Origin of the sequence: Clostridium sp. Marseille-Q5894 (genome assembly GCF_946902305.1) — a bacterium.
GTDB lineage: Bacteria > Bacillota_I > Bacilli_A > Erysipelotrichales > Coprobacillaceae > Thomasclavelia.
The window spans coordinates 80,815-96,030 of record NZ_CAMPPT010000005.1 but is presented as its reverse complement, the minus strand read 5'-3'; the positions used below and the strand labels follow the sequence as shown (position 1 = coordinate 96,030).

The window sequence follows — 15,216 nt, the reverse complement described above, 5'->3', positions numbered from 1 at the left end:
ACACAAATGAAACTTAAAGAACTTGGAACTATTGTCCGCAAAGAATTTATTTACAACTGTTATTGTAATATTGTAACAGAACCTAAAGAATATAAAAAAATCACACGTAATAAAATGTTTGATGAAATCATCAAAACTTACAGTAATATCAAAAACATTCAAGATATTTTAACTTATAAAGAAGTAATATTTTTAAAAAAAGCTTTAAAAAACAATCAAATTGAAGCTGGTCATGACAATATCAGTCGTGAATTATATACAAAAATGCTTCTGCTTCCTAACTTTAATACTATCGATGATATCCTTTATATTCCTGAAGAATTAAGCGAATATATTCTTGAAGCCATAAAAACACTTGATTTACAAAAAATAAAAAGAAAAAGTGAATTAGATGAAATAATTAAAGGCATGATCATGGCTTACGGTATCATGAACATCGATACTTTTATTGAAATACTGTTAAAATATTATCCTGATAAAAACTATGATGAACTATATGACTATCTAATTACCGCAAAAAGTCTTAAACACATTATTGACATTGATGATGATATAATTCAAAATTACGACTATCTTGGAGAAAATATCGGTAATGAAATTCTTGATCTTCAAGAAGAATATCCTTCCCTTGAATATAAAATATTTTCTAAAAATACCCTTCGCCTCATCGCTGGTGACAAGTATGATCATCGAAGTTATACAGATTTTACGAACTTCTTGACTGCAAATCTGATGACTTATGAAAGTGAATTTATCATTACTAATTTTCGAAATTGTGTTAACACCGTTTGTGATCCAGAGTCATTTTGTGAATGGTTAGAGGAAACTTTTTACCAGAAAGATATTGATCTTGATGAACTTTGTGATTTATTCACTGAAGCTTATTTCAATTATCCCTGCGCTGTTTTATATGGCCATTCAATTTCCGATTTAACAGATTATTTTGAAAATGATGACGCTGCTTATCCATCTGTAATTCAAAGCAATGCTCGCATGTGTGAAGATGATGTCAAAACATTTTTCAAAATATATCTAGGTTTATTGGAATATGCCAATAAAAAATTACGTGTAACAAATCTAAAAAAAATCTATCGCAAAAAAGACTTGCCATCTGAAAAATTAACTAAGATTCGTGATGCTTTATTTAAAAACCATCGTAATATCATTGATGATTTTATCAAAGATAATCCTTTTAATTTTAATGATGATGAATTAAAAATTCTTGATAATTTTAAATTTGGAATCATCGATCAATTTATTATTGTTGAACATCGTCAAGATTGTACGATAGTTTGTACAAAAAATAATGTTAGTTATAAAATAAAAGGCCTTTATTCCAACATTGGAGAAATTATTCCTGCTCCAGCATTAACAGAAATGCTGATCTTACCATTTAGAAATGTGATTACTTATGATGGATTGATCAGTGCGTATCCGATTTCAATGGGACCAGGAATGATCAAAATGATCAATGAGCTCAGTAAAACAGAGGCTCTTGAACAAATAAAACCAATTTTATTATCTTAATAAGGAGTTAGAAAAATGAATGCTATAGATGTATTAAGAGATCATAAAAATTTTGCTGTTATCGGTGCAACCAACAACCAAGAAAAATATGGTTATAAAATATTTCAATGTTTAAAAGATCTTGGTAAGAATGTTTATGGAATTTCACCTGTTTATAGGGATATTGAAGGAACCCCTACTTATCCTGATTTATCAGCCGTCAAAAATAAAATAGATGTTGCTGTATTTGTCGTTAGTCCAAAATTTGGTGTTGATTATGTTAAAGAATGTCAAAAATTAAAAATTGAGCATATTTGGCTACAACCAGGAACTTATAATGATGAACTGATTTCAATGATCAAAGAGGCAAAAATCAATTATTACCTAAATTGTGTTTTAGTAGAAAGTCAAAATATCTAAATAGAATCCTAACTATAGTTTACATAAAATCAAATATGTGCGTCTATAATATATTTAGGAGGTCAAAAAATGAGAACATTATATTATAATGGCGATATTTTAACGATGGAAAACAGCAGTTATGAGGCTATCTATGTTGAAGATGGAATTATAAAAAAATGTGGTGATCTTGCCACTTTAAAACAAGTTATTCCTAATGATACAAAATTAATTGATTTAAACAATAATTGTCTAATGCCCTCTTTTATTGATAGTCATAGTCATCTTGTATCTTTAGCTAAAACATTAAACTTAGTTGATTTGAGTAATAGTACAAGTATTAAAGAAATAATTTCTCGTTTTAATCAATATATCAAGATAACTAATCCAGAAAAAAATAAATTGTTAGTAGGGTTTGGTTATGATCATAATTCTTTAAAAGAATGCCGTCATCCTTTAGCTAAAGATCTTGATCAAATAGCTTATCCAGTAATGATTTCTCATGTATCTGGACACATGGGAGTTATAAATACAAAAGCTATGAAGTTATTTAAAATAGATAATAGTGTTAGTGATCCTGCTGGGGGAAAATATGGGCGTGATGAAAACCAGCAATTAAATGGTTATCTTGAAGAACAGGCTTATCTCATGATTGCTTCAAAAAATGATGAAACAAATACAAATTTAAAAGAACAATGTCTCGAAGCCTTAAAAATTTATGCCAGTTATGGTATAACTACTGTTCAGGAAGGTTATATGAAAGAAGAAGAATTTTCTTTATTAGCTTCATTAGCAAAAGAAAATAAGTTATTTTTAGATGTTGTTGGTTATGTTGATATTAAAGATCATCAGCAATTGTATCAAGAAAATACTTTATATCATCAATATCAAAATCATTTTAAATTAGGTGGTTATAAACTTTTCCTCGACGGTTCTCCTCAGGGAAAAACAGCTTGGTTAAGTCAGCCATATTTAGACAGTGGTGATTATTGCGGCTATCCTATTTATCAAGATGAGGATGTTATTAAATATGTAGATTATATTTTACAAAACAATATTCAATTAATAACCCATTGTAATGGTGATAGGGCTGCTAAACAACTTTTAGATGCTTTTAAAAATAGACCTACTAATACTCGCCCCGTCATGATTCATTGCCAGACTTTACGTCCCGATCAACTACCGCAATTAAAAACGATCAACATGATTCCTAGTTTTTTTGTCAATCATCTTTATCATTGGGGTGATATTCATTTAAAAAATCTTGGTCCGCGAGCTCACCAGATTTCTTGTATTCACAGTGCTTTAAAACAAGAACTTCCATATACTTTTCATCAAGATAGTCCAGTAATTCCCCCTAATATGCTTGAAAGTGTCTGGTGTGCTTGTAAACGAGAAACTAAAGCGGGAATTATTTTAGGTGAAAATGAACAAATCTCAAGATACAATGCTTTAAAGGGCGTTACGATAAATGCGGCTTATCAATATTTTGAAGAAAAAGTCAAAGGTTCTATTGCTGAGGGTAAAATTGCTGATTTAATTATTTTAGATAAGAATCCCTGCAAGGTAGCTATAGATGAAATTTTAAAAATCAATATTTTAAAAACCATTAAAGATGGACTTGTTGTTTATTCTAAGGATATTCAGTAACAGAATATCCTTTTATCTTGACAAATATTATCTTCATTGTTAAAATCATTTTAGTTCTAAATAGAACTATTTGGAGGTATTATGATCATTGATTTCTTAGATACTATTACAACAATAAAAAAACTATATACAGTTTCATTAGAACCTGTATGTAAACAATATGACCTAACCAGAATGGAACTAGATATTCTTCTATTTCTTGCTAACAATCCTCAATATGATAGTGCTAAAGATATTATCGAACGTCGTAAATTAACAAAATCCCATGTTTCTACCTCAATCAAGTCCCTAACTAAAAATAATTATCTCAAACCCGTATATTTACCAAATAATAAAAAAACTGTACATTTAAAGTTATTAAATAGTGCCGATGAAATCATCAAAGCTGGTCAACAAGCACAAAAAAATTTTTTTGAAACGATTCTTAAAGATTTTTCAAAAGATGAAAAACAAACAATTATTAATGCTTTTTCTAAAATCCAAAGAAATGCTCAACAAAAATTAAAGGAGGACTAATACATGTTATATAAATTTATTATTTGTTTTCTCGCTGGAATCGGAGCCGGACTAGGAACCGGTTTTGCTGGTATGAGTGCTGCTGCAGTAATTAGTCCCATGTTGATAACTTTTTTAAATATTCCAGCTTATCAAGCAGTTGGAATTGCTCTTGCCAGTGATGTCTTAGCTAGTGCTGTTAGCGCTTATACTTATGGTAAAAATAAAAATCTTGATATTAAAAACGGAATCGTAATGATGATTGCTGTTTTAGGTTTTACAATGGTCGGTAGCTGGATCTCAAGTTTTCTTTCCAGCAGCACAATGGGCGGTTTCTCGGTTTTTATGACTTTGATCTTAGGAATCAAATTTATTGTTAAACCTGTCATGACGACTAAAGAATCAATGGTCAGTGTAAATAAACAAAAAAGGTTTAGGCAGTCTATTCTATGCGGAATTTTAATTGGTTTTATTTGCGGTTTTATTGGTGCTGGAGGCGGTATGATGATGCTGTTGATTCTTACTAGCGTTTTAGGATATGAATTAAAAACAGCTGTGGGAACAAGTGTCTTTATCATGACTTTTACAGCTCTTACTGGAGCCGTTAGTCACTTTGCAATTGGTGGCATCCCAGATATTAGCGCTCTGCTTTTTTGTGTTTTAGCAACACTATTATGGGCTTTGATTGCTGCCAGATTTGCTAATAAAGCTTCACCAATCACATTAAATCGAGCTACTGGTATAGTTTTAACTATCCTGGGAATTGCTATTATTGGCGTAAATTATTTTTAAGATTGCAAATAGTTTTCTAAGATTTATCAATATTAGAAAACTATTTTATTTTGAAAATCAATTTTAACTGTTTATTCTACGACTTTGATTGACTTTTATATTCAGGATTTATTATAATGGACAATACAGAACTTATTATAGGAGAACGAAATGGAGACAAAAAATAAACGTAGTACATTTTCTGGACAGCTTGGTTATGTAATGGCGGTTGCAGGATCTGCTGTTGGTCTAGGAAATATTTGGCGCTTTCCATATTTGGCAGCTAAATATGGTGGTGGTACCTTTCTATTTACTTATTTTATCCTTGCAATTACCTTTGGTTTTGCGCTTTTAGTTAGTGAAACGGCTTTAGGTAGAAAAACTAAAAAAAGTCCTATTGCTGCTTATAAGCAATTAGGAGCTAAAAAACTACAGCTTGGCGGCTGGTTAAATGCCATTATCCCGATGTTGATCGTGCCATATTACTGTGTTGTTGGAGGATGGGTGTGTAAATACTTATTTGAATATCTTACTAACAATTCTACCAGTTTAATAATTGATACATATTTCACTGGTTTTGCTGCTTCACCAGTACAACCAGTATTCTGGTTATTAATATTTGCTATCCTGGTTTTTGCAGTAGTAATGTTAGGGGTAGAAAAAGGTGTGGAAAAATGCAGTAAGATTTTAATGCCAACTTTAGTAGTCATGGCTATTTTTATTGCTGGATATGCGTTATTTACGCCAGGAGCGCTCGAAGGAGCTAAATACTATTTAATTCCTGATTTTTCTAGATTTTCGATCATGACCGTAGTAGCAGCAATGGGGCAAATGTTTTATTCACTTTCGATAGGAATGGGAATTTTATTTACTTACGGCTCATATATGAAAAAAGAAATCGATATGGAACATTCAATTACTCAAGTTGAAATTATGGATACATTAATTGCCTTTTTAGCTGGTTTAATGATCATCCCCGCTGTATTTGCTTTTTCAGGTGGTAATCCAGATACATTAAATGCTGGGGCATCATTAATGTTTATTACTTTACCGAAAGTCTTTAATAGTATGGCTTTTGGTAATATTATTGGGATCGTTTTCTTTTTATTAGTTTTATTTGCAGCTTTAACTTCAGCAATTTCATTGATGGAATGCTGTGTATCAGTGATTCAGGATCAATTTAATTACTCAAGAAAGAAATGCTGTAGTATTATTCTAATAATTATCTGTATTTTAGGAATTCCCTGCTCGTTAGGTTTTGGGGTTTTAGATTTTATTGCCCCACTTGGCTTGAGTATTCTTGATTTCTTTGATTTTATGACGAATTCTATTATGATGCCAATTTCAGCTATATGCACCTGTTTATTAATTATCAAAGTGACCGGATTTAAAACAGTTATTGATGAAGTAGAATATAGTTCTAAATTCAAACGGAAAAAAGCATATATTTTCTGTATGAAATATATTGTTGTTCCTGGTCTGTTGATTATTTTAATCAGTTCAATTCTTTCAACTTTAGGTGTTATTTCAATATAAAAACAAGTATTTTACTACTTGTTTTTTAATTTATTATAAGCCACACAACCAAAGAAAACTATTATTACTCCCAGTAATGTATATAACGATATTAATATTATCGGTGTCATACTAAAATCTCCTTTGTTTATCTTCTATAAATCAATTTCTAAACCAACAGGACAATGATCACTTCCCATAATGTCCGTATAAATATATGCATCATTGATTTTATCTTTTAAACAATCAGATACAATAAAATAATCAATTCGCCATCCAGCATTATTTTTACGAGCATTAAAACGATATGACCACCATGAATAAATACCTTCTAAATCAGGATATAAATATCTAAAAGTATCAACAAAACCATTTTCTAATAATTGTGTCATTTTAGCTCTTTCTTCATCACTAAAACCAGCATTTTTACGATTAGTTTTAGGATTTTTTAAATCAATTTCACAATGAGCAACATTAAGATCACCACATAAAATAACCGGTTTCTTCTTTTCAAGCTCTTTTAAATAAGCTAAAAAATCATCTTCCCATAACATTCGATAATCCAAACGCTTAAGCTCATTTTGACTATTTGGAGTATAACAATTAACCAAATAAAAATTATCATATTCCAAAGTGATGACTCGACCTTCTTGATCATGTTCTTCAATATTGATTCCATAACAATAACTCAATGGTTCAATTTTTGAAAATACTAAAGTGCCACTATATCCTTTCTTCTTAGCACTATTCATATAAGTAAAATAGCCATGCTTCTCTAATTCGATTTGTCCTTCCTGCATTTTTGTTTCCTGAACACAAAATATATCAGCCTGACTATCTTTTAAAACATCATAAAAACCTTTAGTTATACAAGCTCTAATTCCATTTACATTCCATGATATTAATTTCATCTAGATACCTCACAATCTAATTATACATGAAAGCATTTTTATATAGAAGTATTTTTTTCTAAAATAGAAAATATTTTATCAATCTTTATCACTTCTTAATATTTTTTTATAAATTGTTAATAATGATTATGGTGATTAAATTGAAAAAATACAAATATATAATTCTTAATGTAGCAATATCTTTAGGGATTGGTGCTTTGAGTGCCTTTTTTACAATGAATGCTATGGATCTCTATATAAAAATCAATCGGCCTAAAATAGCGCCACCTGGTTTTATTTTTCCAATCATTTGGACAATTTTGTATGTATTGATTGGTTTATCAAGTTATCTAATTCATCGTAGTAACGAAAAACATAAAGAATCTGCTTTAATTCTATATTATTTCCAGTTAGCTTTAAATTTTATCTGGCCAATTATCTTTTTCAACTATCAAAACTTTCTTTTAGCATTAGCTGATTTATTATGTTTAAACATTTCTGTAATTATCTTAATTCGCATGTTCTATAAACTAAGACCCATTGCAGCATATTTACTGCTTCCATATTTAGCCTGGTTATTATTTGCCCTATATTTAAATTTTTGGATCTTTTTGCATAACTAAAAAAGTAGGTCTAGACCTACTTTTTATTACCAATATATTTTAACCACACACAGGAACTACTGTATAAATTTTACTTAATACCAAAAAAATAACTTAAAAACATGGCGATGATAATAAAACCACCAATAATCAAACCACGACCTGCCAAAGCACGTCCATAGTCTCTCATATCTTCTTGAATTTCTTTAGTTCTTTTAGGATCTTGAAATCTAATATTTTTTGTCATTTTACCATTTTCTTTCCTTCTCCCATGTGTGGTTACAAATATATTATACTATATTTCATTAATATAATCCATTTAATATATTAATAATATATAAATAATGATATTTGTCATATATTTGATTTAACAATTGTCATTTTAAAATGCTATATCTAAATAAGACATGGCATTTTAATATTAATATAGTAATTCAATTTTTAATATTCACTTTTAAAAATCTAAATCAAAGCAAAATATGCAATAAAGACAAGAATCAAAACCCAAACAATTGGCTTAATATCTTTTGCTCTACCAGCAATAGCACTAGTAAGACCATAAACAATAAAACCAAAAGCAATCCCATCAGAAATTGAATACGTTAAAACCATCATAATTACAGTAATAAATCCAGCTGCTGCAAAAACAATATCATCCCATTCAATTCCTCCTAATTGTGTTGCCATAGAAATTCCTACAGCAATCAACGCAGGAGCAGTAACTGCATTAGTTACTACACTTAAAACTGGAGCAAAAAATATTGATAAGAAGAAAAGGACAGCTGTAGTACAAGCCGTTAAACCTGTTCTACCACCCGCTTCAACACCAGCAGTTGATTCAACAAATGAAGTTACAGTAGATGTTCCTAAAATCCCACCAATTACTGTACCCGTTGAATCAGCAATAAGTGCTTGTTCAATATTTGCAAGTTCGCCATTTTTGTCTACTAAATTAGTTTTATTAGCTACTGAAATCAATGTTCCTGCAGTATCAAAGAAATCAACAAATAATAATGAAAATAGTGCTACGATACAATCTGGATGTGAGAACAATTCTCCAAAACCATTCATAAAGATTCCAAATCCGCTAGTATCTAAATCGAATGATATAATAGCTGAAGGTACTTCTGGCATTCCTGCTATTCCGCATAATCCCAAAATAACTCCCACAACAGCAGTAATGATCAATCCATAAAATACTGCTGCTGGAACTTTTCTAGCCATTAAGATAATCGTTACTAAAATTCCAAATACCGCAAGTAAAACAACTGGATCTCTTAAATCTCCTAATGCAACAAACGTAGAGGCATCACTAACAATAATTCCTGCATTTTTAAAACCAAGAAAAGCAATAAAGAAACCAATTCCGGCACCGATTGCTAATTTCAATTGCTGAGGAATAGCATTAATGATTGCTTTACGAATACCTGTTACTGAAATAACTAAGAAAATTATTCCTGATACTACTACTGCAGCTAATGCTGCTGCTGGACTATATCCCATTCCAAATACTAATGTATATGTAAATAAAGCATTAACTCCCATTCCCGGAGCTAAAGCAACAGGATAATTTGCAAGTAGACCCATGATCAACGTTGCAATTCCTGAAGATAAAGCTGTTGCTAAGAAAACCCCATCATAAGATAAACCTGTTTCTTGCAACATGTTCGGATTTACCGCTAAGATATAAGCCATTGCTAAAAAAGTTGTAATTCCCGCAATCACTTCTGTTTTAACAGTAGTTCCCTTCTTTTTTAATTTAAAAAATCTTTCAAGCATTATTTCTTTCTCCTTCTACAAATTCTCTTTAATTATATCTTAAATTTGTGCCTTTTCAAGAAAAATAATGCTTCAAATAATATTTACATAAAATAAAACCTCTTCCAAAGCTCTTGTCTTCAAACGATAATAAGTAGCCCGGCTATAAAAATCAACCCACCAGTCATCTTCTTTTTGATCTACAAATTCATTAGTAATAATGATTTGACTATCGGGACTCAATGCTTTAATAATGATTTCAAAAGAAGATATCAAGCTTTTTAATTCATCTTTGTCTTCGATCCTACTATTTAGACGCTCAGCTATTGATCTTTTATAACGCCTCTTTGTCTCTTTAATAATTCCCGCACTTACCTGGGGATAATAATTTACATTTTCTAAACAATATAATTTTAATTTAGCCCGATGATATTGCTTAAATAAATTTTCAACAGCATCCTGCTTTTGTTTAAATGTTAAAGTATTAGTTCTTCCCATAAAAAAACCTCCTATTATCTTATACAAATCAAATAGGAGATTTACTTCTTTAAATTACAAAATTTTCTATTATTTCTAAAATTTTTTCTTCTTCAACACCACAACTGATCAAATATTCCTTAGCACTACCATAATTATCTCTTAAATAATCAAGAAATTTCATCATCATTCGTGGCTCCGATTCTAGATAAACCCGATTTTCAACACCCACGAGTTTTTCCAATTCCGGTATCAGCTTTAGATTATTTTCATAAGACTCTGAATAATCCTTAACGATATCATATTCATGACATCCTGCTAGATCTAATAACAAAGCTGCAACAACACCCGTTCTATCTTTACCAGCCGAACAATTAAACATGATCGCATCATAGGGATTATCATAAAATATTTCAAATACTTCTTTAAACTGCTCTTTGTTAGCTTCCAGCATAAAGATATAAAAACCTGCCAAGTCATGATAATTAGCTATCTCTTTAGGTAGAACATTTAAATCTTTGACCTTCATCAAATTAATACGATAATATTTAATATCTTGATAATCTTTTAATGTACTAGGCTGCTGTTCTAATTCGAAATTACTTCGTAAATCGATTTGAACCCTGATTCCATATTCATATAAATATTCTTTTTCTTCATCACTCAATTTACCTGGATTAGTTGAACGAACAAACTTATGACTTTTAGTATAATAACCAGCCTGAGTTTCATACCCGCCTAGATCACGAATATTAGTCATACTTTCCACTTTTAACATTCTTTCTTCTCGACTTAATTGCATCATTATAATTTACCTCACTGATAAAATTATACCATAACATTTTTAGATACACAATTTTCTATTCTTCAAAAGGCCGTACTCTTAATGCCACCCCGAGATCATCAGCAATCTTTTGACACTTAGCGATCTTTTCATCACCAATAATATCAACTACTGTCAATACAACATTTTCAACATATTGCTTCGTCTTTAAAGTAAAATCCAGCATATAATCAAATGAATCAATACCATATTTTGATCTTGTCAACTGATAATATTCTTCTTTACTTGGAGCATTTAAACTAATTGAAACAGTATCGATCAGTCCCTTAAAATCAGGAGTAATATCTCTTTTTAAAACAATCGAAGATAAACCATTAGTATTAATTCTAATTTGTAGATCTTTTCTTGTTTCCTTTAAATATTTAGCTACTTGCATCAAATCATCATGGCGCATCAAAGGTTCTCCAAATCCGCAAAAAACAACTTCTTTAAAATCATTTAAATCATATTTCTTAAACTCATCTATGATCATTTCCACAGTTGGTTCCTGCTCTAACCACAATGAATTAGATTCTTGCATTTCTTTAGTATTTCTTAAACAAAAAGTACACGCACAACTGCAGCGATTAGTACTATTTACATAACAGGTAACACCTTTTAAATCATCTAATTCCTTAATATCAAGATAACTATTTTTATATAGTGTATATAAAATAACCATTTATTTTCCCTCCTACAGCTCCTTTAAAAACGGTTCAAAACATAACCCTAAATGATTATGAGCACCAATTTTTTGGCTATAATCAATGCATTTAGAAGCAAAATCAACTGCAGCCTTGACACTTTGATAAAAATCATGATGCAACAAATATTTTCCGGCAATTACTCCACTAATAACATCACCGGTACCACTACGATCTGCGCCGATTCTTTTGGCTTTGATAATTTGATAATCCTTACCATCTTCGTAAACAAAATTAATTATCTCATCATCAATACTAATTCCCGTAACTACGATCATTTTAGGCCCTTGACTAGATAACTGCTTACACATTTTAAACAATTCATCGAAATCCGGTATCCTATTAGGATATTCAATATTCAAAAGAGCACATAGTTCCGTTAAATTAGGTGTCATTATCGATGCATAAGGTATTAACTCACGCATTTTTTCTTGCATTTTAGCAGTGTATGTAGGATATAACTTGCCATGATCTCCCATGACAGGATCAACTAAAACAAACGTATTTTGATGTTTAAAATATTTAATAAAATCAATAACGATATCGATTTGTTTTGCTGAACCTAAAAAACCAGTTACAATACCATCAAATTCAAGTTCCATATTTTTATATGTTGCAATATAATCATTCATTTTATCTGTGTAATCATCAAAAAAATATCCAGGATGATATGTATTGATCGATAAAATAGCAGTCGGTACAAATACACATTCGATCGCCATAGCAGAAATAATTGGCAGCTGCACGGCAACAGAACAGCGACTGTACCCTGTAACATCATTTATTAAAACAATTCTTTTTTGTCTCATAAATACCCTCTTTTCATTGTCATTAATTTTATCATATTTATAGATAAATTAATCATGACAGTTTTAATTATTTTTATGTGGACAATATTTATCTAAACTTTTGTATAGACAATTAATAGTAATATTTTGTATAATAAATAAGAAAATGAAAAGGAGATAGTATGAAAAAATTATTTAAGATTGGTATGGTTATGCTTCTTGCTTTAGCTTTAGCAGGATGTGGCGGAGACAAAGATACTGATAGCAGTTCAAAAAACAGTACAACAGATGATTTACTAAGCGGTAATCATCATGCTGAAATCGATGTTAAAGATTATGGTGTAATTAAAGTTGAACTTAATGCTGATGAAGCCCCAATTACAGTTACAAATTTTGTTAAACTCGCTAAAGAAGGATTTTATGATGGCTTAACTTTCCATCGCATCATCGATGGTTTTATGATTCAGGGTGGTGATCCTAATGGTGATGGTACAGGTGGATCTGATGAAACGATCAAAGGTGAATTTAGTGCTAATAATGTTGATAATATTTTAAAACATACTCGTGGTGCTATTTCAATGGCGCGTTCTCAAGATTATGATAGTGCCAGTTCACAATTCTTTATCGTTCATCAAACATATCCTTCATTAGATGGCCAATATGCTGTTTTTGGATATGTATATGAAGGAATGGATGTTGTTGATCAAATTGCTACCAGTGTACCTGTAACAGATGATAATGGTACAGTAGAGGCCCAAAACCAGCCAGTAATTACCTCAATTAAAATTATTGATTAAAAAATCTAATCTAAAAAATCAACTTTTTTAGTTGATTTTTTTGTATCTTAAACAAGAATGATTTTCACAGCCATGATCTGTTTCCTTGCAGCTAATAACATTATCTTATCCTGCTTTATAATGAACAGATATTTAAGATCAATATTATCGTTTTTATATACTCTTTACTTGATTTCAATAAATCGATATTTTAACAATTTATCCCTCATTTGTCCCTAAATATCTATTACTATATTATCTTTAACATCCCAATAAAACAATTCTACATTACCTTTTAATTTCTTTATTTCCTTTTGAAATTCTCCTGGTAACTTTTTAATATCATTATCATAATTATAACTTTTATTGATTTTTGTTTCTGATAATCCACTATATAGCCATCTTTTGTTACTATTTATAACTATTACACATTTATTATTTCTTAAAATATCTGTTAAATCAGCACATAATCTATTATAATCCTCTTTTTCACCAAAATAATGTGTATGCCACTTATAATAGGATAAAGTAAATTCTCCACCATCTTCTAAATCAATATACATTGAATATTTATAATTTGAATTAGATATAGTAATACAAATATCATTTCCTTTTAAATATTCATATTCCTTATCAGAATTTACATTATAAATTTCATATTGGCAGTTTAGTCTTTGTAACAAAGAACAGATATCCTGCTTTTTGCTGATTGGATTTATTTCATTACTACATTCCATTTTCATATTTCCGCCACAAACGGGGATCTATCGTTCTGACATATATTTCTGTACTTCATCAAAAGTCAATTTTCGTATTTGGGTATTTGCGTATTCCTTATATTTAGCAACAATGAAAATAGGTTTCATACGCTTACAAAATTTACCTTTATTCTTTTTTAAGTATATCTGTAGATCTTTATCCCTTGCAAAAATTTTAAAGGAATGTCTGCCGTTTTCACTTTCTATTTCATAAATACCACAAGATTTTTTCATACTGTAATCAGCAGTACGCAAATACATTTTTGCAATTTCTAATGACTTGAAAGGAAAATTCCATCTTTGCAGTCCCCGTTTAGGGTCACGTTCAATACAGATACACCGTCCACAAGTTCCACAAATATATTGCGTATGATTTTGTAAACATTCTATCGGGTTTAACAGCGGTGTTATTCTATTTTCATCAATATAACATTCAATACACATTATTATTTCACTTCCTTAAAAATTCTCATTTATTAATTTCATTTTTTTGAAAGCTATAAATTTCTTATCTTTATATAAAAATAAATCAACTTTATAACATAAATATTTTACTTCTAATTTTTTCTTTCACTAAAGAAACTACATCACTTATTGATAATTCTGTTGTATCTATAGCATTTGCTTCATAAACTCCTAAATTATTAAACTGCTCCCACATTATTTCCACTAATTCTATGTTTGTCTCTTTATCTAATTTTGAACGATTTATTACTCGTTTCATCGTTTCATTTTTACTTGTCCTTAAAATAATGTAATGTACTTCATATCCATCTCGAACAATATTTAGCCACGGTTCTAAAAACCATGGTCCAATAATACCATCTACAATGACGTCATATCCGCCACGAGCATAACGTTTTGCAGCTTCTAAAAAAGCCTCAATGACAATTAAATTTTGCTTATCAGATTCAGGCAGGTGTGGCGATATTGCTCCTTTGCTCAAATAGTGATAAAAATCATCTGTATGCATATGTACAGATTTTTTCATATCAGATTCTTCTGCAACAACAGTCGATACTGTAGTTTTTCCTGTTCCTGGTGAACCCGTAATTAAAACAATTCTTCCACTTCCCATAACTACACCTCCGCCTTAAATTCAAGTTATCTCTTGCTATACAAATGGGGACTCTGTTTGGACTTATCTTCTATTGATTCTCCATTTTCGTCAATTTCTCCCTCAATCCATGCCATAATACCAAAGTTACAAAAAGGACATGTAATTGAATCTTTGAAAACCTCTTGTTTGCAGCGTGGGCATACAACATATTCTTCATTCTTCATATTATTCATCTGTTTATTTC

The 15,216-nt window shown here is 30.1% G+C and carries 19 protein-coding genes; 8 read left to right on the top strand and 11 right to left on the bottom strand.

Annotation, left to right across the window (positions count from 1 at the left end; translation table 11 throughout):
- The first annotated feature begins 6 nt into the window (after positions 1-6).
- The 6 genes from OC535_RS09050 to OC535_RS09025 all read left to right on the top strand — a co-directional run bounded on the left by OC535_RS09050 (position 7) and on the right by OC535_RS09025 (position 6,357).
- Positions 7-1,527 (top strand): hypothetical protein, encoded by a 1,521-nt coding sequence (locus OC535_RS09050; protein WP_498823625.1) that lies wholly within the window; start codon positions 7-9, stop codon positions 1,525-1,527.
- A 15-nt stretch (positions 1,528-1,542) separates the two neighbouring features.
- On the top strand, positions 1,543-1,926 hold the full coding sequence (locus OC535_RS09045) for a CoA-binding protein (RefSeq protein WP_227053385.1): 384 nt from the start codon (positions 1,543-1,545) through the stop codon (positions 1,924-1,926).
- Positions 1,927-1,995: 69 nt separating this feature from the next.
- Positions 1,996-3,555, top strand: coding sequence for an amidohydrolase (locus tag OC535_RS09040; protein WP_227053386.1), 1,560 nt, complete (start codon positions 1,996-1,998; stop codon positions 3,553-3,555).
- Between the two features lie 81 nt (positions 3,556-3,636).
- On the top strand, positions 3,637-4,071 hold the full coding sequence (locus OC535_RS09035) for a MarR family transcriptional regulator (RefSeq protein WP_498823624.1): 435 nt from the start codon (positions 3,637-3,639) through the stop codon (positions 4,069-4,071).
- 3 nt (positions 4,072-4,074) lie between these two features.
- Positions 4,075-4,842 carry a sulfite exporter TauE/SafE family protein gene (locus OC535_RS09030; protein WP_024722390.1) on the top strand — a complete coding sequence of 256 codons (768 nt, stop codon included), beginning with the start codon at positions 4,075-4,077 and terminating at the stop codon, positions 4,840-4,842.
- A gap of 150 nt (positions 4,843-4,992) precedes the next feature.
- Positions 4,993-6,357 carry a sodium-dependent transporter gene (locus tag OC535_RS09025; RefSeq protein ID WP_024722389.1) on the top strand — a complete coding sequence of 455 codons (1,365 nt, stop codon included), beginning with the start codon at positions 4,993-4,995 and terminating at the stop codon, positions 6,355-6,357.
- Between the two features lie 134 nt (positions 6,358-6,491).
- On the opposite strand, the gene OC535_RS09020 is transcribed toward OC535_RS09025, so the two are convergent.
- Complete coding sequence (locus OC535_RS09020; RefSeq protein ID WP_024722388.1) at positions 6,492-7,247, bottom strand: exodeoxyribonuclease III; 756 nt, start codon at positions 7,245-7,247, stop codon at positions 6,492-6,494.
- A gap of 140 nt (positions 7,248-7,387) precedes the next feature.
- Here OC535_RS09020 and OC535_RS09015 point away from each other — a divergent pair, with 140 nt between their 5' ends.
- Entirely contained in the window at positions 7,388-7,849 is a 462-nt protein-coding gene (locus OC535_RS09015) for a TspO/MBR family protein (RefSeq protein ID WP_264467789.1), read from the top strand.
- A gap of 70 nt (positions 7,850-7,919) precedes the next feature.
- Here OC535_RS09015 and OC535_RS09010 read toward each other — a convergent pair whose 3' ends face one another.
- From OC535_RS09010 to OC535_RS08985, 6 genes are all read right to left on the bottom strand, one after another.
- Positions 7,920-8,075 (bottom strand): hypothetical protein, encoded by a 156-nt coding sequence (locus OC535_RS09010; RefSeq protein ID WP_227053389.1) that lies wholly within the window; start codon positions 8,073-8,075, stop codon positions 7,920-7,922.
- 215 nt (positions 8,076-8,290) lie between these two features.
- Positions 8,291-9,607, bottom strand: coding sequence for an NCS2 family permease (locus tag OC535_RS09005; protein WP_024722385.1), 1,317 nt, complete (start codon positions 9,605-9,607; stop codon positions 8,291-8,293).
- Between the two features lie 72 nt (positions 9,608-9,679).
- On the bottom strand, positions 9,680-10,084 hold the full coding sequence (locus tag OC535_RS09000) for an MG284/MPN403 family protein (protein ID WP_024722384.1): 405 nt from the start codon (positions 10,082-10,084) through the stop codon (positions 9,680-9,682).
- A 49-nt stretch (positions 10,085-10,133) separates the two neighbouring features.
- Entirely contained in the window at positions 10,134-10,868 is a 735-nt protein-coding gene (locus tag OC535_RS08995; RefSeq protein WP_498823623.1) for a tyrosine-protein phosphatase, read from the bottom strand.
- Between the two features lie 55 nt (positions 10,869-10,923).
- Positions 10,924-11,568 (bottom strand): TatD family nuclease-associated radical SAM protein, encoded by a 645-nt coding sequence (locus OC535_RS08990; RefSeq protein WP_024722382.1) that lies wholly within the window; start codon positions 11,566-11,568, stop codon positions 10,924-10,926.
- Positions 11,569-11,580: 12 nt separating this feature from the next.
- A complete protein-coding gene (locus OC535_RS08985) occupies positions 11,581-12,399 on the bottom strand; it encodes a pyridoxamine kinase (RefSeq protein ID WP_498823622.1) in 819 nt (272 codons plus the stop codon).
- A gap of 161 nt (positions 12,400-12,560) precedes the next feature.
- Here OC535_RS08985 and OC535_RS08980 point away from each other — a divergent pair, with 161 nt between their 5' ends.
- Positions 12,561-13,175, top strand: coding sequence for a peptidylprolyl isomerase (locus OC535_RS08980; RefSeq protein WP_498823621.1), 615 nt, complete (start codon positions 12,561-12,563; stop codon positions 13,173-13,175).
- Positions 13,176-13,390: 215 nt separating this feature from the next.
- Here the strand turns inward: OC535_RS08980 and OC535_RS08975 are convergent, their stop codons facing one another.
- The 4 genes from OC535_RS08975 to OC535_RS08960 form a co-directional block, all read right to left on the bottom strand.
- Positions 13,391-13,897: a hypothetical protein gene (locus OC535_RS08975; RefSeq protein WP_498823620.1), complete on the bottom strand. Its 507-nt coding sequence runs from the start codon at positions 13,895-13,897 to the stop codon at positions 13,391-13,393.
- A gap of 21 nt (positions 13,898-13,918) precedes the next feature.
- A complete protein-coding gene (locus OC535_RS08970) occupies positions 13,919-14,356 on the bottom strand; it encodes a hypothetical protein (RefSeq protein ID WP_227053783.1) in 438 nt (145 codons plus the stop codon).
- A 91-nt stretch (positions 14,357-14,447) separates the two neighbouring features.
- Complete coding sequence (locus OC535_RS08965; protein ID WP_227053784.1) at positions 14,448-14,990, bottom strand: P-loop nucleotide/nucleoside kinase family protein; 543 nt, start codon at positions 14,988-14,990, stop codon at positions 14,448-14,450.
- A 26-nt stretch (positions 14,991-15,016) separates the two neighbouring features.
- Positions 15,017-15,205, bottom strand: coding sequence for a hypothetical protein (locus OC535_RS08960; RefSeq protein ID WP_227053785.1), 189 nt, complete (start codon positions 15,203-15,205; stop codon positions 15,017-15,019).
- Positions 15,206-15,216: the final 11 nt, after the last annotated feature.